Here is a 19,936-nt window from a genome sequence, read left to right on the forward strand (position 1 = left end):
TCCCTTAGTTCAGCGCCTCGTTCAGCGCCGTGTTGAGGGCCGCGAGACCCTTCTTGAGCCCGCCCTTCAGATGCACGCGCAGCGCACGCCGACCACGCTCGGTGAGCACGTCGAAGTCGCCCCGCGCCTGCGCCGCCTTGATGACGCCAAAGCTGGCTTTCTGGCCCGGCACCGGCAGATCCTTGGCATCGTCGGCCGTGATCTGGAGGAACACGCCGCTGTCGGGTCCGCCCTTGTAAGCCTGTCCCGTCGAGTGCAGGAAGCGCGGTCCGAACTCGGCGCAGGTCGCGACGTGCCGCTTCTCGCGCACCTCTAACCGCATGGCCTGCAGCGCCTCGATCGTCGCCTTGTCACGCGCGATGTAGCCGAGCAGGGCGACATAGTCGCCATGGTTCGAGCGGGAGAGATGCGCCTTCAGCCAGGAGCTGAGATCGCCGTTGGCGCCGGCCGCGCGCAGCGCCGCGGCGTTGGCCTCGTCGGTGTAGAGATCGGCCTCATCCGTGCTAACCACCGGCTGCTCTTCCGGCAACGCGCCGGTCTTCTCGAATGCGGCAGTGAGCTCACGGGTTTTGATCTTGGCCGCTTCCACGTCCGGCTGGTCGAACGGGTTGATGCCGAGGATCGAGCCTGCAACCGCCGTCGCCATCTCGAAGCGGAAGAACTCCTGGCCGAGATGCTCGATCGACTTCATGACGATGCGCACCACGGGATGGCCGGCCGCTTCGATCGCGGCGAGCTTGGAGTCGTGGGCAGCGTCCGCTTCGCCCTCGATGCGGATGTCGATGAAGAAGCGATCATTGCCGTAGACCGAGGGATCGCCCAGCGGCTCGCCCTCGATCGGGATCAGGCCCTTGCCTTCCTTGCCCGTCGATTCCGCGATGAGCTGCTCGGCCCAGGCGCCGAAATCGGCGATCTTCTTCGATGCCAGGATCGTCACCTTGTCGCGGCCTTCGAGTCCGGCGAGGCCCATGGCAAGGCCGAGCTGCACGCCCGGGTTCTCGGATGGGGGCACGTCCGGTCCGCAGGAGCGGGCCATCGCGAGCGCATGCTCGACGAAGGTCTTGACGTCGATGCCCGCGGTCGCCGCCGGCACCAGACCGAAGGGCGAGAGCACCGAATAGCGTCCGCCGATCGAGGGCTCGCCGTGGAAGATGCGGGCATAGTTCAACTTCTTTGCCGCCTTCTCCAGCGACGAGCCGGGATCGGTCACCGCGATGAAGCGATGGCCGGTCTTCACCTGGGTTCCGACCGCCTTGGCGACCTGCTGATGGAAATAGTCCTTCATCGCGTTCGGCTCGGTGGTTCCGCCGGACTTGCTGGAGACGATGAAGACCGTGTTGGCGATGTCGATCTTCGCCTCCATCGCCCGCACCTGCGCCGGGTCGGTGGAGTCGAGCACATGCAGCTTCGGGAAACCGGGCTTCTTGCCAAAGGTCTCGGCCAACACTTCGGGGCCCAGGCTCGATCCGCCCATGCCGAGCACGACGGCGTCGGAAAAACTCTGGCCCTTCACGCGGCCTGCATAGTCCTCGTAGTCGGCAATGTCGGCCTTGGCCGGGCTGTCGAGCCAGCCCAGCCATTTGTCTTCGTCGGTGCCGGTCCAGATCGACTTGTCGCGCTGCCACAGCCTGCGGATTTTTGCCGAGGCTCGCCATTCCTCGGTGCTCTTGACCACGGCCTTGCCAAGCCCGTCGCCGAGCGAGAGCTGTTGGCGGTCGAGCGCGGGCCCGAGCACGGTGGTACGCTTGTGGGCGACGGCGCCGTAGAGCTTGTCGGCTGAATCGGCGAACAGCTTGACGCCATCCTTGACCAGCTCCTCGGTGATCGCATCGAGCGAGATGCCGGAACGCTCCAGCTCCTCCAGCACGCGCCTGGCGTCATCGATATTCTCTTCCAGGCTATCGCGCGGCTTGCCGTGGTCGCGGAACGCGTCCAGCGTCGCCGGCGGCATGGTGTTGATGGTGTCGGGGCCGATCAGCTCCTCGACATAGAGGACGTCGCTGTAGTCCTTGTTCTTGGTGCCGGTGGAGGCCCACAGCATGCGCTGCGGCTTGGCGCCCTTGGCGGCGAGCTTCTCCCAGCGCGGACCTGCGAACAGGCGCTTGTAATCCTGGTAGGCGAGCTTGGCGTTGGCGATCGCGACCTTGCCCTTCAGCGCGGCAAGCCGCTCCTTCTCCGATGGATCATTGGCGCGGGCGATCTTCTCGTCGAGCTGCTTGTCGACCATGGTGTCGATCCGGCTGACGAAGAAGCTCGCCACGCTCGCGACATGCGACGGATCGCCGCCGCCGGCGACGTATTTCTCGAGGCCGGCGATGTAGGCTTCGGCCACCTGGAGATAGACCGCCTTCGAGAAAAGCAGCGTGATGTTGATGCTGATGCCTTCGCTGATCAGCTGTTCGATCGCAGGGAGGCCCTCCGGCGTCGCCGGCACCTTCACCATCAGGTTCTTGCGGCCGACGTCCTTCCAGAGCCGCCGCGCCTCGGCGACTGTGCCGGCGGTGTCCATTGCGAGATAGGGCGAGACCTCCAGGCTGACATAGCCATCGCCGCCATTGAGGCGGTCATAGACCGGCCGCAGCACGTCGGCGGCGTTCTGGATGTCCTCGACCGCGACGGTCTCGAACAGGTCGGCCACGGTCCGGTCGCCGCGCTTCAGTGCCTTGCCGATCGAGGCGTCATATTCGTCGGAGCTGCCGATCGCCTTCTCGAAGATCGACGGATTGGAGGTGACGCCCTTGACGCCATCGGTGTCGATCAGCCGCTTCAGGTCGCCCTTGGCGACGAAGCCACGGGCCAGGAAGTCCAGCCAGACCGCTTGTCCGTGCTTTTCCAGCTCTTTGACGGGATTCATGATGCTTACTTCTCTCCAAGCCTGCGGACGAGGGTTTTCGCGCCGGTCCTGACGCGCTATCCTCTAGCTTACATGCTCCCGGGAGGGAACCAATTAAGGGTATGGGAGTCATACTCTCCAATGTAACTCCGTCGCGATCATGGCGATCCAGGCGGGTAGTGTCTGTGTTGAGTAGACATCGTTGGCCGGAGGATGCGGCTGCATGCACGTCCATGATGGAGGTTCGGCGGTTGCCGACAGCCAGCAACCGGTTGCGTCGACGGCGAGCATCGATGCATCCCGCGATCTCGAAATCAATGCGTGACACAGCTGCGGCTGCTGGTTGCCGGGGCTTTGCCATGACCCCGCTCAGTGCAAGCCTTGCCTTCGACCTATGGGCGGTCTTGGCGATGCGGTCTTTGGCGATGCGGTCTTGGCGATTATGACACGCAGTCGGCTATGCCGGCGTCGTGGTGTTCAGCCTGGTGACCAACTGGCTGATCTGGATGCTTGTGGCCGAGCGAGGAGCGGTGGTGGTGGTCGTCACACCCTACGGCATCCGCGATCTCCGCATCGGGAATGAATTTCTGCTGTGGGAGTCGATCGCGGAGATTTCGGCTGACGAACGCCGCGGCCACAAAGCGATCGTGCTGACGCCGTCGCCGGCATTGCGGCGCCAGCTGTGCGCCATCCCGACTCTGGCCCGTTGCGCGCGGGATGGTCGCATCCGCGCGGACGGCCTGGCGACCGATTTTGATACATTGCTGCGCGCCCGCCGCGACCGCCACGCTGCCAGCAGCGCGCGCCGCATTGCAGCAGGAAGATGACCGCGGCGCCCAAAGCTTCGCCGTACAAGTGTCATAAGATCGCCGCTCCCGGATCGCTATGTTGCATTGCCGGATCAGCACATCCCCGGGAACGCCCGGATGTTGCGACCAAGTGACATTTTCTGGAAATGAGCCAATATAGACAGAGATTCGCACAAAATACAGGCATGTGCCTGTTCGTAACTCATAGAGTGCCTACGTTGTGCGTTGCGTCGTATCGGCACCCGGGTGTCCAATGATCGTCATGTGCTCACGCTGATTCGAAACGGCCTGAGGAACGGTCCGGTAACTGCTTTCGTTTCAGCTTGTAGCGGAACTCACGCGGAGAGGGATCATGTACAACGATTCTCTATTCAACGCTTTCGCTCGGTCGTTCGAGGCGAGAAGCCAGCACGACATGTCGATGGCGGAATATCTGGAATCGTGTCGAAGCGATCCCATGAAATACGCGAACGCGGCCGAGCGACTGCTAGCGGCGATCGGTGAGCCCCAGACGATCGACACGGCCAAGGACCCACGCCTTGGCCGTATTTTTTTGAACCGCACGATCCGCACCTATCCGGCCTTCGCCGGCTTCTACGGCATGGAAGAAACCATCGAGCGCATCGTCGGCTTCTTCCGCCACGCGGCGCAGGGCCTCGAAGAGCGCAAGCAGATTCTTTATCTGCTCGGCCCGGTCGGTGGCGGCAAGTCTTCGCTCGCCGAGCGGCTCAAGTCGCTGATGGAAGTGAACCCCATCTATGTGCTCAAGGCCGGCGACGAACTCTCGCCCGTGTTCGAGAGCCCGCTCAGCCTGTTCGATCCCGATCAGCTCGGTCCGATGCTGGAGGAGAAGTACGGCATTCCGCGCCGCCGTCTCACCGGCCTGATGAGCCCGTGGTGCTACAAGCGGCTCGAAGCCTTCGGCGGCGACATCTCGCAATTCCGCGTCGCCAAGATCCAGCCGTCGCGGCTGCGCCAGATCGCGGTCGCCAAGACCGAGCCCGGCGACGAGAACAACCAGGACATCTCCTCGCTGGTCGGCAAGGTTGATATCCGCAAGCTCGAGACCTACGCCCAGAACGATCCCGACGCCTACAGCTATTCCGGCGGCCTCAACCGCGCCAATCAGGGCATCCTCGAATTCGTCGAGATGTTCAAGGCGCCGATCAAGATGCTGCATCCGTTGCTGACCGCGACGCAGGAAGGCAACTATATCGGCACCGAGAACATCGGCGCGATCCCGTTCACCGGGATCATCCTGGCGCACTCGAACGAAGCCGAGTGGGCGAGCTTCAAGGCCAACAAGAACAATGAAGCCTTCATCGACCGCATCTGCGTGATCAAGGTGCCCTACTGCCTCAGGGTCACCGAAGAGCAGAAGATCTACGAGAAGCTGATCCAGGGCTCCGAGCTCGCCTCGGCTCCTTGCGCGCCTTCGACACTGGAGACGCTGGCGCGGTTCTCGGTGATGTCGCGCCTGCGCAAGCACGAGAACTCCACCTTGTTCGCCAAGATGCGGGTCTACGACGGCGAGAGCCTGAAGGAATCCGATCCGAAGGCGCGCAGCGTGCAGGAATATCGCGATGCCGCCGGCGTCGACGAGGGCATGGACGGTGCCTCCACCCGTTTCGCCTTCAAGGTCCTGGCCGCGACCTTCAATCACGATCCGCAGGAGGTCGCCGCCGACGCCGTGCACCTGATGTACGCGCTGGAACAGGCGATCCGCCGCGAGCAGCTTCCGGAGGAAACCGAGAAACGCTATCTCGAATTCATCAAGGCGGAGCTGGCGCCGCGCTACGCCGAGTTCATCGGCAACGAGATCCAGAAGGCCTATCTGGAATCCTACTCGGATTATGGCCAGAACCTGTTCGACCGCTACGTCGACTATGCCGACGCCTGGATCGAGGACCAGGACTTCAAGGATCCCGACACCGGCCAGCTGCTTGATCGCGAGCTTTTGAACCAGGAGCTGACCAAGATCGAGAAGCCGGCGGGTATCGCCAACCCCAAGGACTTCCGCAACGAGGTCGTCAAATTCTCGTTACGGTCGCGGGCCCAGAACGGCGGCAAGAATCCGACCTGGACCTCCTATGAGAAGATTCGCGATGTGATCGAAAAGCGGATATTCTCCCAGGTCGAGGACCTGCTTCCCGTCATCTCCTTCGGGTCGAAGAAGGACGGCGAGACGGAGAAGAAGCACGGCGAGTTCGTCGCACGCATGGTGGAGCGCGGCTACACCGAGCGCCAGGTTCGCCGGCTCGTCGAATGGTACATGCGCGTGAAGCAGGCCGGCTGAGGCGGATGGGAGGCGGATGGTAAAGTGCCCATTCACATCATCGACAGGCGCCTGAATCCAGGCGGCAAGAGTCTTGAGAACCGCCAGCGGTTCTTGCGTCGGGCCAAATCCCTGGTGCAGGGCGCCGTCAAGAAGACCTCGCAGGAACGCGACATCAAGGACGTCCTGGAGGGGGGTGAGGTCACGATCCCGCTCGACGGCATGCACGAGCCGCGTTTCCGCCGTGAAGGCGGAACGCGCGACATGGTGCTGCCCGGAAACAAGAAGTTCGTGGAGGGCGACTATCTCCAGCGCCAGGGCCAGGGCAGCGCCAAGGATTCCGGCCCCGGCGAAGGCGACAGCGAGGACGCCTTCCGCTTCGTGCTGAGCCGTGACGAGTTCGTCGATCTTTTCCTCGACGACCTCGAGCTGCCGGATCTCGCCAAGCGCAAGATCGCGCAGACCGAGAGCGAAGGCATCCAGCGCGCCGGCTACACCACGTCGGGCTCGCCCGCCAACATCTCGGTGAGCCGGACGGTGAAGCTCGCGCTGGCGCGCCGCATCGCGCTCCGGCGTCCCCGTAAGGAGGAGATCGAGGAACTGGAGGCGGCGATCGCTGCCTGCACCGACGAGGACGAACGGGCGGAGCTGGTCGCCGAGCTCGAAAAGCTGAAGGCGAAGTCCAAGCGCATCCCCTTCATCGACCCGCTCGACATCCGCTACCGGCGCTTCGAGACGGTGCCGAAGCCCGTCGCGCAGGCCGTGATGTTCTGCCTGATGGACGTTTCCGGCTCGATGTCCGAGCACATGAAGGACCTGGCAAAGCGCTTCTACATGCTGCTCTACGTGTTCCTGAAGCGGCGCTACAAGCACGTCGAGATCGTCTTCATCCGCCACACCGACCGCGCCGAGGAGGTGGACGAGCAGACCTTCTTCTACGGTCCGGCCTCGGGCGGCACGCTGGTCTCGAGCGCGCTGCAGGCGATGCACGAGATCGTGCGCGAGCGCTTCAACCCGTCGGACTGGAACATCTACGCCGCGCAGGCCTCCGATGGCGACAATTCCTATTCCGACGGCGAGCTCACGGGGCTGCTGCTGACCGACAAGATCCTGCCGGTCTGCCAGTTCTTTGCCTATCTCGAGGTCGGTGAATCCGGCGGCAGCGCCTTCGATCTCTCCGACTCCTCGCTCTGGGCCCTCTATGAGCGCCTGCGCAACAGCGGCGCGCCGCTCTCGATGCGCAAGGTCTCGGAGCGCAGCGAGATCTTTCCGGTGTTCCACGATCTGTTCCAGCGCCGCGAAACTGCCCAGGAGAAGACCGCTCCATGACGGAACGTTTGTTCGAAGGCGCCGATTGGGATTTTCACACCTTGCAGCGCATCACCGATGCCTGCGAGCAGGTGGCGTTGAAGGATCTCGGGCTCGACGTCTATCCGAACCAGATCGAGGTCATCACGGCCGAGCAGATGCTGGACGCCTATTCGTCGGTCGGCATGCCCCTGTTCTACAAGCACTGGTCGTTCGGCAAGCACTTTGCGTTCCACGAGGCGTCCTACCGCAAGGGCCTGATGGGGCTCGCCTATGAGATCGTGATCAACTCCTCGCCCTGCATCTCCTATCTGATGGAGGAAAACACGGCGACGATGCAGACGCTGGTGATCGCACACGCCGCCTTCGGCCACAACCACTTCTTCAAGAACAATTATCTGTTCAAGCAGTGGACCGATGCCGACGGCATCCTGGACTATCTCGACTTCGCCAAGAACTACGTCATGCAATGCGAGGATCGCTACGGCCGCATCGAGGTCGAGCGCACGCTCGATGCCGCGCATGCGCTGATGTCGCACGGCATCGACCGCTATCCCGGCAAGAAGAAGCTCGATCTGCGCGCCGAGGAGAAGCGGGCAGGGCGCCGCCGCCAGCACGAGGAGGAGGTCTTCAACGATCTCTGGCGCACGGTCCCGAAGGGCGCGACCAAGAGCCGGTCCGCGCTCAGCATCGAGCGCCGCCGCAAGCTGCTCGGCCTGCCGCAGGAGAATTTGCTCTATTTCCTGGAGAAGAGCGCGCCGCGGCTGGCGCCCTGGCAGCGCGAGCTGCTCCGCATCGTCCGCCACATCGCGCAATATTTCTATCCGCAGAGCCAGACCAAGGTGATGAACGAGGGGACGGCGACCTACGTCCACTATCGCATCATGACCAAGCTGCATGAGCAGGGTCGCATCAGCGACGGCAACTTCCTCGAATTCCTGGGATCGCACACCAACGTCGTGTTCCAGCCCGAATTCGACGACCCCCGCTTCTCCGGCTTCAACCCTTACGCGCTCGGCTTTGCCGTGATGCAGGACATCGAGCGCATCGTCACCAAGCCGGAGGATGAGGACCGCGAATGGTTCCCGGACATCGCCGGCAAGGGCGACGTCATGGGCGTGCTGCGCGACGTCTGGGCCAACTACCGCGACGAGAGCTTCATCGGCCAGTTCCTGAGCCCCAGATTGATGCGGCACTTCCGCATGTTCCATCTGCACGACGATCCCGAGGAGCGCGCCGGCATCCGCGTCGATGCCATCCATGACGAGCGCGGTTTCCGCCGCGTGCGCCGCGAGCTGGCGCGGCAGCACGACGTCGGCTTCATCGATGCCAACATCGAGGTGGTCGACGTCGATCTCTCCGGCGACCGCCGCCTGATCCTGCATCACCACGTCATCAAGGGCTCGCAGCTCAACGAGACCGATGCCAAGCGGGTGCTCCAGCATCTCGCCGACCTCTGGACCTACGACGTCGCGCTGATCGAGGTCGATGCCAAAGACAAGGTCCTGCGCGAATATGTCGTGAGCCCGCGCCCGATCCCGGCGGCGGTGGCCTGAGGCGAGCGGCCAAAGCATGATCCGGAAAACCGCTTCGCACTTTTCCGGATCATGCTTTAGACCGATCGCTTCTTCGCCGGCTTCTTCTTTGCCTTCGACGCATTCAGCTGCACCGCCGCGCGGATCAGCGTCTTCAATGCCTTCTCGTCGATCTCTACGCCCTCGCGAATATCGATCGCGCGCCGCACATTGCCCTCGAGACTGGAGTTGAACAGGCCCGCGGGATCCTCCAGCGCCGCGCCCTTCGCGAAGGTCAGCTTCACCACGTTCTTGTAGGTTTCGCCGGTGCAGATGATGCCGTCGTGCTCCCAAACGGGAACGCCGCGCCATTTCCACGCCTCGACGACGTCGGGGTCCGCCTGCTTGATCAGACCGCGGATCCGCGCGAGCATCTCGCCGCGCCAGTCGCCGAGCTCCTTGATCCTGCCGTCGATCAGTTTCGAGGGCGAAGGTTCATTCGCTTCTTTCACGCGTACCTTTTTCGGTGTCATGGCCTTCCGCATCATCCCGCCTCGTTCACGCGTTGCCGCGGCTGACATGGGGCAACGCGAACAGATAGAGTCCGGTCGCGAGCAGGGGGATGAGCGGCACGAGCGCCAGGACGCCGATCCACACGGCCTGGAGCTGCATGGTCATCGCCACGATGTTGGCGATGACCGCGAGCGTGAACGCCATCGACAGCCAGCGATGAATCTGCCGAATCCACATTTGGGTGCTCATTGAGACCTCCTCCGAGATTGATCGAAATGGACGCCGGCGGAGCTAGCCTGCCCGCGCCAGTACTTCGTCCAGCTTGGCCAAAAACTGCTTCCAGCCGGCATGCGCGCCGCCAAAGGCCTGCTTCTGCGTCGGGCGGAAGCCCGCCTGCTCGACGCGCAGGCGCGTGCCCGCGCCCGTCGGTGTCAGCGTGAAGGTCACCACGCTCTTGAGATCGAAGGCGGCGTCCTCATGCGAGAAATTCCAGGTGTAGGCCAGCGTCTTCTGCGGCTCGACGGTGAGCACCTCGCAGTCCAGCACGCCGCCCCATTCGCCGCGCAGGTTGAAGCGATGACCGACGACGGGCTTGAAGTCGTTCTTCATCAGCCATTCCTCGATCAGATGCGGCTGCGTCAGTGCGCGCCACAGCCGCTCCACTGGGGCGGCAAATTCGCGCTCGAGGACGACGGAGCGTGTCTCGGCAGGATCGTTCATTGGTCCATCCTCTTCAGGAGATCGTCGAGGGCGTCGAGCCGCCTCTGCCAGAAGCCGGTCATCTGGCTAGTCCAGTCGACCAGCGGGTTGAGCGCGCCGGGCTGCGCGCTGTAGTGCGTCTGTCGTCCTTCATGGCGATCGCGCACCAGCCCAGCCTGCTTGAGCGCGCCGAGATGTTTCGAGACCGCCGGCTGGGACACACCGGATCGCGCGGTCAGCGCCCCGACGGTCTGCTCGCCCTCGCGGCACAGCCGCTCGAAGATCGCCCGCCGGGTCGGGTCGGCAAGCATCCTGAACAGGAGATCGTGCGCGGCGGACATGCGAGATCCATAACCGGGAAGTTATAGGTTTATCTATAACCGTGGAGTTATGGGTTAGTCAAGCGGGGTGGTGATGAGGCGAGAGGGCGCCACGTACTCCGCTGACATTGCGAGGAGCCCTTGCGACGAAGCATCCAGATTGTCTCGGCGCAGGGATTCTGGATTGCTTCGCGGAGCCTGTCATCGGGCCGCGCTTCGCGCGGACCCGTTGGCTCGCAATGACGGTGGATGAGGTGACGCCATCCACAACGCTACGGCCGCAAATACAGATACCCCTGCGACTGCAGCTCGGCCAACCGCACTACGCCGCCCTTCTCGGCGCTGACGAAGCCCGGCAGCAGCTCGTTGAGCGTAACGTTCTGCGCCTTCATCGTGTTGCCGCAGGCGGCAAGCTCGACGCCGTCTTTGGAGAAATCGCCGACGCGTTTGCTGACCTCGGGGTTGGCCTGCGCCGAGTGAAACGCCCTCAGCGCCGGGCCATGGATCACCAGCGCGATCGCCACATGCTCGGGCCCGCCGACGCCGTCGATGTGGTTCTGGATATTGCCGAGCACGAAATTGACCTTCTCGGCATCGCTGAGATGATAGACGACCTTCAGCTTGCTCGCGCCCGCTTCGGTCGCGGCTTTCGCACTGGAGGCGCCAAGTGCGGCGCCAAGTGCCGCGCCAAGCGCCGCGCCCAAGGTCGAGACGGCGCTCCACAACATGTTCCGCCGGTTCATGGCGATCTCCTTCGGCTGACCGAGCCCGGCGACAGATATCATTTGTGGCGCAGTGCGGCGAGCTCCTTGCGATCGGTCACCAGCGAAGCGCATTCGCTGGTATAGGTGCGGTCGAGGCGGAAAATCTTGTCGTCGGCGCCGGCGACCAGCGATCGCTCGGCCTCGTCGTCCGGCTTGTTGTTCTGCCAGACCCTGATCTGCTCGAGGCGGATGATCGCGGACTTGTTGTCCTTGGACAGCGCCACTTCGATGCCGCCGCCTTCGCAGTCGACGCCGCAGCCCATGCGGACCTCGTCCCCCTGGCTGAGAAGGACGGCATGGCTGCCGCACGAGCCGCTGGAGTCGAAATCGCCGGAGCGGTGCCGATAGCGGAAGCCCAAGCGGAAGGAATTGTGCAGCTGCTTGTCCTCCTTGTCGGTTTCCGCCGAGATCAGCAGCTTCATGGATGCCACCTTCTGCTTGGGATGCCGCGCCAGGTGTTCGGCATCGTAGCGGCGGACGAAGCAGGCGTAGGACTTGTCGGCGGGTGTCCCCGCATAGAGCCGCGCATTGAAGGCGTCGGCTTCGGCCTTTGTGGTCTCCCGGACCTTGTCGGCCTCGTCGGCGCGGGCGACGCCGACGAAGGCGGCAAGGACGAGCGGCAGGAAAAGAGCAAGCTTCATGATCGCACCCAGCGTGTGAACCGTCGTCAATCCGCAACGAGCAGGCGGGAGCCGACTGGCGGTTAGTCGCAGGCGGCGAGCGGCGCGTTCAAGCGCTTCTGGCGCACGCCTTGCGCACGCTCTGGATGCTGCTCTTCTCCAGGGCGCCGGTCGTGTTCATCACTCGGGTCGGCATTCGCAACACGGCGATCGCCGATGACACCATGGCCTGGAGATCCGTCCGCGACCTATCGGCCCGGCAATTTCGCGTCCAGGGCGCAGCCGAGGCGGTGGCCGCATGCGTGGCGCGTTCAGCTCGCACACGCGCGCAGAGCGGAGCGGGCAGCGCGGTTCCATGCACCGCCTTAGTCGAGCGTAAGGCCGCAAAGGTTCAATCGAGGTGGGCCCTTCGCCCCTAGGGAACTCGATGTAGCGCAGCCTTCGACATTGTTCCCATTCGGCGATGTGATAGCCTTCACAGGCGATTGCTCTTGGCAGTCGTAGAGTGGGACCGCCTCTTGTCGTGTGTGGAGTCCCCCCGCATGGGCGAAATTCGCAACTTCAGATCCGGAAATCAGGATGAGCCGCCGCCGCACGGCGCAATGCCTCGTCGTCTCGCCGCGATCATCGTCGGCGACATCGCCTCCTACAGCCGATTGATGCAGGCCGACGAGGAAGGCACGCATGCTCGCGTCAAGCGGATCGAGCGAGATCTCATCCAGCCCAGCATCATCGAACACCATGGAAGCCTGGTGAAGACGACCGGCGACGGCTTCATCGCCATTTTCGACAGTCCCGTGGAGGCCGTTCGATGCAGCATCGTCATCCAGCAAAATCTCGTCGCTCGCAACGCTTCGGTTCCCAAGCATTCGCGGCTCGAATATCGGATTGGCGTCAATCTCGGCGACGTCATCGTGGAGCCGGACGACATCTATGGTGACGGCGTCAACATCGCCACGCGTATCGAGGGCATCGCGGAGCCGGGGCAGGTCTACATCTCCGGCGCGATCTACGAGCAGATCAAGCACAAGATCGTGTGCGGCTATGAGTCGCTCGGCGACCGCAAGGTCAAGAACATCACCGATCCCGTGCGCGTCTATCGCGTGCTGCCGGATGCAGATGCCGTCGGCAGGACAAGAAGCCGGCGCGAGAACGCGCTGATCTTTTTCCTGGCCGTCACGCTGCTCGTCATTGCCGCCGGCGCACTCTGGTATTTGCTGGCACAGCCGCAAGGCAGGGTCGGCCAGCAGGTCGCAGCGCCCGCCGTCTCTCCGGCGCCATCCCCCGTCCCGCAAGCTCTGCCGCGCGAAGCCGCGACGCAGGCGCCGCAACCATCTCCGTCATTGGCGTCGGCGCCTTCATCGCCCGCACCGGCGCCGAGCCCGTCCTCGACACCGCTGCGCGAGCCCGAAATGATCGCCATTCGCGGCGGCAGTTTCGCGATGGGGAGCAACGACGATCCGACCGAGCGTCCCGTGCACCAGGTCACGATCAAGCCGTTCTCGATCGGAAAATATCCGGTGACCGTGCAGGAGTGGAACGAATGTGCGGCTGCGAAGGCGTGCTCCTTCACGGCCACCGGCAAGGACGATGCGCCGGTCAGCAATGTGAGCTGGACTGACGCGCAGCAATATGCCGCCTTTCTGTCGCAGGCGACGAAAAAGCAGTACCGGCTCCCGAGCGAGGCCGAATGGGAATACGCAGCCCGCGGCGGTACGCAAACGAAGTATTGGTGGGGCGACAAGCTCCAGCCGGGCATGGCCGGATGCAAGGATTGCGGCGACCTCGCGGCCGAGCAGCCGGCGAAGGTAGGCAGATTCAAGCCCAATCCATTCGGCCTCTACGACATGGGCGGCGGCGTCGACCAATGGGTCGAGGATTGCTGGCACAAGAATTACCAGGGCGCGCCCGTCGACGGCTCGGCATGGACCGGCGGCGACTGCTCATCGCACGTCCTGCGCTCGGGCTCCTGGAAGAACGATTCGAGATATGTGCGGCCGTCCAACCGCGATGGCTATGATACCAATGTTCGTTACCCGACGCATGGATTCCGTGTCGCGCTCAGTCCTTAGGTCTGGAGTAGGTTTGATGAAAATCATTCGCTGCGCCGCGCTGGCAGCGGCGCTCGCATTGCTGCCCATCGTTCTGCTGACAAGCGCTGCTTACTCTCAGGGCAAGACCGCTCCCAAGGACGCCAAGCTCTATTTCATCACCCCGCAGGACGGCCAGAAGGTCCGTGGTGGCTTCTGGGTCCGGTTCGGTCTGCGCAATATGGGCGTGACGCATGCCGGCGATGACTACCAGAACGCCGGTCATCACCATTTGCTGGTCGACGTCAACGACCCCATCGATACCAAGGAACCGATCCCGCAGGACAAGTCCCATCTGCATTTCGGAGCAGGGCAAACCGAAACGCTTCTCGAGCTTCCGCCCGGCACGCACACGCTGCAACTGGTGCTGGGCGATGCGAAGCACTATCCCTTCGATCCGCCCGTCGTGTCTGACAAGATCACCGTACGAGTCAGGCAGCCCGGTTCGGTGCGGCGCCGTTGATCACCGCAGGCTGGCGTTGATCTTGTCCAGAACCGCCGAGCCTGGGCAGAGCGTGTCCGCTTCCAGCGTGTTGAGCGGGGTCTCGACCGTGTTGAGATGCTCGTGCAGATCTTCCGCGTCCGGGTCGACATAGAGCAGGCCGGTGACGATCTGCCCCTTGGCGGCGTGCCTCGCGAGGAAGGTCTGGGCTCCCAACCGGTCATGCGGATCGTAGTCGGCGTCGATCTTGCGCAGCGCGACCTTGCTGCCGTCGTGCTGCTCGACCACCTGCACCGTGCCCGGTGCGTAATCGACGGCGATCGGATCGCGGCTGACCAGCACGTCGAGCCGGTTCACGGCATCGTTGTGCTCGCGGACGTAGTCAAAACTCTTGGTCGAGCCGGCGTGGTTGTTGAATGCGATGCAGGGGCTGATGACGTCGATGAAGGATGCGCCCTTGTGGCGGATCGCGGCCGCGATCAGCGGCACCAGCTGGGCCTTGTCGCCGGAGAATGAGCGCGCGACGAAGGTTGCGCCCAGCTGCAGCGCGATCGCGACGAGGTCGATGGCGTTGTCGGTGTTGGTGACGCCCTTCTTGCTCTTGGAGCCGCGGTCGGCGGTGGCCGAGAACTGGCCCTTGGTCAGGCCGTACACGCCGTTGTTCTCGACGATATAGGTCATGTTGACGCCGCGCCGGATCGAATGCGCGAACTGGCCGAAGCCGATCGAGGCGGAATCGCCGTCGCCGGAGACGCCGAGATAGATCAAATCGCGGTTGGCGAGGTTGGCGCCGGTCAGCACGCTGGGCATGCGGCCGTGCACGGAGTTGAAGCCGTGCGAATTGCCGAGGAAATAGTCCGGCGTCTTCGACGAGCAGCCGATGCCGGAGATCTTCGCCACCCGGTGCGGCTCGATCGAGAGCTCATAACAGGCCTCGATGATCGAGGCCGTGATCGAGTCGTGGCCGCAGCCCGCGCACAGCGTCGAGATCTTGCCCTCGTAGTCGCGATGCGTGTAGCCGAGCTCATTTTTCTTCAGGCCGGGATGATGGAATTTCGGCTTGGCGATATAGGTCATGCGAGCACCTGAAATTTCCGCGGCGTCATGGCCGGGTTTGTCCCGGCCATCCACCTCTTGGCCAGGAGAAAGAAAGGCGTGGATGCCCGGCTCAAGCCCGGGCATGACGGACGAGAGCGCAAGGTGTTGTTCATGACACAGCCTTGCGGAGCGGGGTCACCTTGAGGTGATCCTGGTGGTCGCCAATGGCTTTCGCGATGAAGCGGGCGGTGATCGGCGTGCCGTCGTAATGCACGATCGGCACGAGCCGGACGGGATCGATGCCGTTCTCGTTGACGATCAGCTGCCGCAGCTGGCTGTCGCGGTTCTGCTCGACCACGTAGACGAAGTCGTGCTCGGCGAGGAAGCTCGCCACGCTCGAATGGAACGGGAAGGCGCGGATGCGCAGGCGGTCCAGCTGATGCCCGCGCGCCTCCAAAAGTCCGATCGCCTCATCCATCGCCGGCGAGGTCGAGCCGAAATAGATCACGCCGTATTTCGTCGGCCGTTCCGCATTGGCCTGCAGCGGCCGCGGCACCAGGTCCTGCGCGGTCTCGAACTTGCGCACCAGGCGCTGCATGTTGTCGGCGTAGACCGTGCCTTCCTCGGAATAGCGCGCATAGCGATCACGCGAGGTGCCGCGCGTGAAATAGGAGCCCTTGGTCGGGTGCGTGCCGGGATAGGTGCGGTAGGGAATGCCGTCACCGTCGACGTCGAGATAGCGGCCGAAGTCGCGGCCCTCCTCCAGCATCTCCGCGGTCATGATCTTGCCGCGGTCATATTGCCTGGCATCGTCCCACTTCAGTGGGCGGCAGAGCCGGTGGTTCATGCCGATGTCGAGGTCGAGCATCAGGAAGATGGTGGTCTGCAGCCGGTCGGCGAGATCGAAAGCGGCGGCCGCGAACTCGAACGCTTCCGCCGGATCTTCCGGGAACAGCAGCACATGCTTGGTGTCGCCATGGGAAGCATAGGCGCAGGCGATGATGTCGCATTGCTGGGTGCGCGTCGGCATGCCCGTGGAGGGGCCGGCACGCTGGATATTCATGATCACCGCCGGAATCTCGGCGAAGTAGGAGAGGCCGATGAACTCCGTCATCAGCGAGATGCCGGGGCCTGAGGTCGCGGTGAAGGCGCGGGCGCCGTTCCAGGAGGCGCCGATGACGATGCCGATCGAGGCCAGCTCGTCCTCGCCCTGCACGATCGCGTATTTCGCCTTGCCGGTTTCCGGATCGTGCCGGTACTTCTTGCAATGGGCGGTGAAGGCCTCCGCCACCGACGAGGACGGCGTGATCGGATACCACGCGCACACCGTGGCGCCGCCATAGACGGCGCCGAGCGCGGCGGCGCTGTTGCCCTCGATGAAGATGCGGTCGCCGACCTTGTCGGACTTCTTTACCCGCAGCCCGATCGGACATTTCAAATTCTGCAGCGCCCAGTCGCGGCCGAGATGCAGCGCATGGACGTTGGAGGAGAGCAGCTTCTCCTTGCCCTTGTACTGCTCGCCGATCAGCTGCTCGATCAGCTTCGGGTCCATGTCGAGCAGCGCACTGAGCGCGCCCAAATAGATGATGTTCTTGAACAGCTGGCGCTGGCGCGGATCGGTATAGGTCGAGTTGGTGATGGCGGTGAGTGGCACGCCGATCACGGTGATGTCGTCGCGGAACTTGGTCGACGGCATCGGCTTGGTGGAATCGTAGAATAGGTAACCGCCGGGCTCGATGCCGGCGACGTCCTTGTCCCAGGTCTGCGGGTTCATCGCCACCATCATGTCGACGCCGCCGCGGGCGCCGAGATGTCCGGCCTCCGTCACCCGTACCTCGTACCAGGTCGGCAGGCCCTGGATGTTGGAGGGGAAGATGTTGCGCGGGCTCACGGGGACGCCATGGCGCAGGATCGCGCGCGCGAACATCTCGTTGGCGCTGGCCGACCCCGAGCCGTTGACGTTGGCGAAGCGGACGACGAAGTCGTTTACGCTGCTGATCGGCTTTTTGTCGGGCATGTCGAACCTGCGTGAGTCATCTCGATGAAATACTTCTGCATGTCCCAGGCTCCGGTGGGACAACGCTCGGCGCAAAGCCCGCAATGCAGGCAGACATCCTCGTCCTTCACCATCACGCGCCCGGTCTTGAGGTCGCTGGATACGTAGAGGTCCTGATCCGGATGCAGTGAGGGCGCCTTCAGGCGCTGGCGCAAATCGCTTTCCTCGCCGTTACCCGTGAAGGTGATGCAATCCATCGGGCAGATATCGGCACAAGCGTCGCACTCGATGCAGAGCGAGGTCGAGAACACGGTCTGTACGTCGCAGTTCAGGCAGCGATGGGCCTCGCCGAGCGCGAGCTTGACGTCATAGCCGAGCTCGACCTCGGCGCGGATGTCCTTCAGCGCGACGACCTTGTCGCGATGCGGCACCTTGAAGCGTTTGTCGATCGAGATGTCGTTGTCATAGCTCCATTCGTGGATGCCCATCTTCTGTGAAGAGATTTGCACCTCCGGCAGCGGACGCTCACTGATGTCCTCGCCTGACAGCATCTTGTGGATCGACAGCGCGGCGTCATGGCCGTGCGCGACCGCCCAGATGATGTTCTTCGGACCGAACGCGGCATCGCCGCCGAAGAACACTTTCGGATTGGTCGATGCAAAGGTCTTGGGATCGACCTTCGGCATGTGCCATTTGTCGAACTCGATGCCGCAATCCTGCTCGATCCAAGGGAAGGCGTTCTCCTGGCCGACCGCGACCAGCACATCGTCGCATGCGAAGGTCTGGTCCGGCTCGCCCGAGGGAACGAGGTTGCGGCGGCCCTTGGCGTCGTACTCGGCCTTCACCTTCTGGAACGTGACGCCGGTGAGCTTGCCGTTCTCGTGCACGAAGGCGACGGGGACCAGGAAATTGAGGATCGGAATGTCCTCATGGATCGCATCCTCCTTTTCCCAGGGCGAGGCCTTCATCTCCTCGAAGCCGGAGCGCACGATCACCTTGACGTCCTCGCCGCCGAGACGGCGCGCGGTGCGGCAGCAATCCATTGCGGTGTTGCCGCCGCCGAGCACGATCACGCGCTTGCCGATCTTGTCGACATGGCCGAACGAGACCGAAGCCAGCCATTCGATGCCGATATGAATGTTGCTTGCTGCCTCTTTCCGGCCGGGAATGTCGAGCTCGCGGCCGCGCGGCGCGCCGGAGCCGACGAAGATCGCGTCGTACTTCTCTGCAAGCAGCGACCTCATGCTGTCGATGCGGTGGCCGCCCTTGAAGTCGACGCCGAGACCCAGGATGTAGCCGGTCTCCTCGTCGATCACGGAGTTGGGCAGGCGGAATTTCGGGATCTGCGTCCGCATCATGCCGCCGGCTTCCGGATCGGCATCGAACACGGTGCAGTGATAGCCGAGCGGCGCGAGATCGCGCGCCACCGTCAGCGAGGCAGGGCCGCCGCCAACGAGCGCGACACGCTTGCCGTTCGTCGGCACGGGCTTCGGCAGGCGCTGCCTGATGTCGTCCTTGAAGTCGGCGGCGACGCGCTTGAGGCGGCAGATCGCCACCGGATTCTCCTCGACGCGTCCGCGGCGGCACGCCGGCTCGCAGGGACGATCGCAGGTGCGTCCCAGAATTCCGGGAAACACGTTCGATTTCCAATTGATCATGTAGGCATCGCTGTAGCGGCCTTGTGCGATCAGTCGGATGTATTCGGGAACCGGGGTGTGCGCAGGACAGGCCCACTGGCAATCGACCACTTTGTGAAAGTAGTCGGGGGCCGCGATATCGGTCGGTTTCATTCCTACCCTGTCCGCCCAGGCTCAAAGGACCCGGCGGCCTCTTCTTGAGCTTGGCGAACGCTTAACGCGCGTCGATCTGGTTTCTGAATGACGTCATTAGGTTAGCTTATTAGAACCACTCCGAAGTACAACGGCAAATTTGCGCGCTTCCGCTCTTTCATGGGAGCCAAGCGCGCACAGCATCAGTGGCCGCACGCAATGTGCGTGCGGTGCAACATGCTGCGATGGGGATGCGGGTTCAGCTGCGTGCGATATCGCTCTTCGCGAGGTCCCACATCAGGCAATAAGTGCCGACGGAGATCGGAAGCGGGAAGGGCGCCGCAGCCGGACCGGTGAAGCGCTCGGCGATGACGGCGGAGACCGCGCCGACATGCGTGCCGTCGATCAGCACGAACCAGTCGCGCGCGCCCTCGTTGCGCGCCGCCGGTATTGCCGCCGTTGCACCCGACAATTCCGGTTCGCTTTCGAGCAGATGCATCGAGATGATGCCGTCGCGCTCGTCCGGCGTCAGTCTCTCTTGCAGTGCATCACGCCAGGACGCTGCATTGTCGGGCGTCGGCCGCAGCCGTACAACGCCGAGCGCAGCGCCGCGTCCGGTGCCCTTGCTGATCGTGATGCGTGCGACGACCCGGAGCATGTCCTTGAAGCGCGCCATGGTCTGCCGCGACCAGTCGGTCGGGTTCGCGAGCCGCGCCTTGTAGGCGGGACTGTCGAGCACGTCGAGCCTCGCGGTCGAGTACAGGCACAGATATTTGGGATTGGCGGCATGCGCGACATAGCGCCGCGCTTCGAGGAATCCGTCGATCGCGACACGCTCTTCCAGATGCTCGCGATCGTACCAGCGGTTGAAATCGATCTCATCGGCGGCGTCGATATTCATCGACGTCAGCAGCATGCCTTTTCCGGCGAGCGGCATTGTTCTTGT

17 protein-coding genes are annotated in these 19,936 nt (G+C 63.5%); 6 read left to right on the top strand and 11 right to left on the bottom strand.

Annotated features, from left to right (window positions below; all coding sequences use genetic code 11):
• Window positions 1–4 precede the first annotated feature (4 nt).
• Window positions 5–2,854: a bifunctional transaldolase/phosoglucose isomerase gene (locus tag BRAD3257_RS11060; protein WP_122401848.1), complete on the bottom strand. Its 2,850-nt coding sequence runs from the start codon at window positions 2,852–2,854 to the stop codon at window positions 5–7.
• Between the two features lie 449 nt (window positions 2,855–3,303).
• On the opposite strand from BRAD3257_RS11060, the gene BRAD3257_RS42215 reads away from it, so the two are divergent.
• From BRAD3257_RS42215 to BRAD3257_RS11080, 4 genes are all read left to right on the top strand, one after another.
• A complete protein-coding gene (locus tag BRAD3257_RS42215) occupies window positions 3,304–3,660 on the top strand; it encodes a hypothetical protein (protein WP_430648821.1) in 357 nt (118 codons plus the stop codon).
• Between the two features lie 334 nt (window positions 3,661–3,994).
• Window positions 3,995–5,938 carry a PrkA family serine protein kinase gene (locus BRAD3257_RS11070; protein ID WP_122401849.1) on the top strand — a complete coding sequence of 648 codons (1,944 nt, stop codon included), beginning with the start codon at window positions 3,995–3,997 and terminating at the stop codon, window positions 5,936–5,938.
• A gap of 30 nt (window positions 5,939–5,968) precedes the next feature.
• Complete coding sequence (locus BRAD3257_RS11075) at window positions 5,969–7,246, top strand: YeaH/YhbH family protein (RefSeq protein WP_174221632.1); 1,278 nt, start codon at window positions 5,969–5,971, stop codon at window positions 7,244–7,246.
• A complete protein-coding gene (locus tag BRAD3257_RS11080; RefSeq protein WP_122401851.1) occupies window positions 7,243–8,781 on the top strand; it encodes a SpoVR family protein in 1,539 nt (512 codons plus the stop codon). Before BRAD3257_RS11075 ends, BRAD3257_RS11080 begins: the two co-directional genes overlap by 4 nt.
• 56 nt (window positions 8,782–8,837) lie before the next feature.
• Here the strand turns inward: BRAD3257_RS11080 and BRAD3257_RS11085 are convergent, their stop codons facing one another.
• From BRAD3257_RS11085 to BRAD3257_RS11110, 6 genes are all read right to left on the bottom strand, one after another.
• Window positions 8,838–9,284 (bottom strand): DUF1801 domain-containing protein, encoded by a 447-nt coding sequence (locus BRAD3257_RS11085; protein ID WP_122406493.1) that lies wholly within the window; start codon window positions 9,282–9,284, stop codon window positions 8,838–8,840.
• Window positions 9,285–9,297: 13 nt separating this feature from the next.
• Entirely contained in the window at window positions 9,298–9,501 is a 204-nt protein-coding gene (locus BRAD3257_RS11090) for a hypothetical protein (RefSeq protein WP_162500159.1), read from the bottom strand.
• Window positions 9,502–9,543: 42 nt separating this feature from the next.
• A complete protein-coding gene (locus tag BRAD3257_RS11095; RefSeq protein WP_122401853.1) occupies window positions 9,544–9,972 on the bottom strand; it encodes an SRPBCC family protein in 429 nt (142 codons plus the stop codon).
• Window positions 9,969–10,292: an ArsR/SmtB family transcription factor gene (locus BRAD3257_RS11100; protein ID WP_122401854.1), complete on the bottom strand. Its 324-nt coding sequence runs from the start codon at window positions 10,290–10,292 to the stop codon at window positions 9,969–9,971. Before BRAD3257_RS11100 ends, BRAD3257_RS11095 begins: the two co-directional genes overlap by 4 nt.
• Window positions 10,293–10,543: 251 nt before the next feature.
• Window positions 10,544–11,014, bottom strand: coding sequence for a DsrE family protein (locus tag BRAD3257_RS11105; protein WP_162500160.1), 471 nt, complete (start codon window positions 11,012–11,014; stop codon window positions 10,544–10,546).
• A 38-nt stretch (window positions 11,015–11,052) separates the two neighbouring features.
• Window positions 11,053–11,676, bottom strand: a complete 624-nt coding sequence (locus BRAD3257_RS11110) for a hypothetical protein (RefSeq protein ID WP_122401856.1) — start codon at window positions 11,674–11,676, stop codon at window positions 11,053–11,055.
• Window positions 11,677–12,197: 521 nt separating this feature from the next.
• Here BRAD3257_RS11110 and BRAD3257_RS11120 point away from each other — a divergent pair.
• Together BRAD3257_RS11120 and BRAD3257_RS11125 are read left to right on the top strand one after the other, a co-directional pair.
• Window positions 12,198–13,727: an SUMF1/EgtB/PvdO family nonheme iron enzyme gene (locus tag BRAD3257_RS11120; protein ID WP_122401858.1), complete on the top strand. Its 1,530-nt coding sequence runs from the start codon at window positions 12,198–12,200 to the stop codon at window positions 13,725–13,727.
• A 16-nt stretch (window positions 13,728–13,743) separates the two neighbouring features.
• The gene (locus BRAD3257_RS11125) at window positions 13,744–14,208 is read left to right on the top strand and encodes a DUF4399 domain-containing protein (RefSeq protein WP_122401859.1); all 465 of its coding nucleotides are present in this window, start codon (window positions 13,744–13,746) and stop codon (window positions 14,206–14,208) included.
• Here the strand turns inward: BRAD3257_RS11125 and BRAD3257_RS11130 are convergent, their stop codons facing one another.
• From BRAD3257_RS11130 to BRAD3257_RS11145, 4 genes are all read right to left on the bottom strand, one after another.
• Entirely contained in the window at window positions 14,209–15,264 is a 1,056-nt protein-coding gene (locus BRAD3257_RS11130) for a 2-oxoacid:ferredoxin oxidoreductase subunit beta (protein WP_122401860.1), read from the bottom strand.
• A 130-nt stretch (window positions 15,265–15,394) separates the two neighbouring features.
• On the bottom strand, window positions 15,395–17,242 hold the full coding sequence (locus BRAD3257_RS11135; protein ID WP_162500161.1) for a 2-oxoacid:acceptor oxidoreductase subunit alpha: 1,848 nt from the start codon (window positions 17,240–17,242) through the stop codon (window positions 15,395–15,397).
• Window positions 17,212–19,011, bottom strand: coding sequence for an FAD-dependent oxidoreductase (locus BRAD3257_RS11140; protein WP_122401862.1), 1,800 nt, complete (start codon window positions 19,009–19,011; stop codon window positions 17,212–17,214). The genes BRAD3257_RS11135 and BRAD3257_RS11140 overlap by 31 nt, the downstream gene beginning before the upstream one ends.
• Window positions 19,012–19,249: 238 nt before the next feature.
• Window positions 19,250–19,927 (bottom strand): DUF4286 family protein, encoded by a 678-nt coding sequence (locus tag BRAD3257_RS11145; RefSeq protein WP_122401863.1) that lies wholly within the window; start codon window positions 19,925–19,927, stop codon window positions 19,250–19,252.
• Between the last annotated feature and the right edge of the window lie 9 nt (window positions 19,928–19,936).

The organism is Bradyrhizobium vignae (assembly GCF_900324035.1).
GTDB classification, from domain to species: domain Bacteria; phylum Pseudomonadota; class Alphaproteobacteria; order Rhizobiales; family Xanthobacteraceae; genus Bradyrhizobium; species Bradyrhizobium vignae.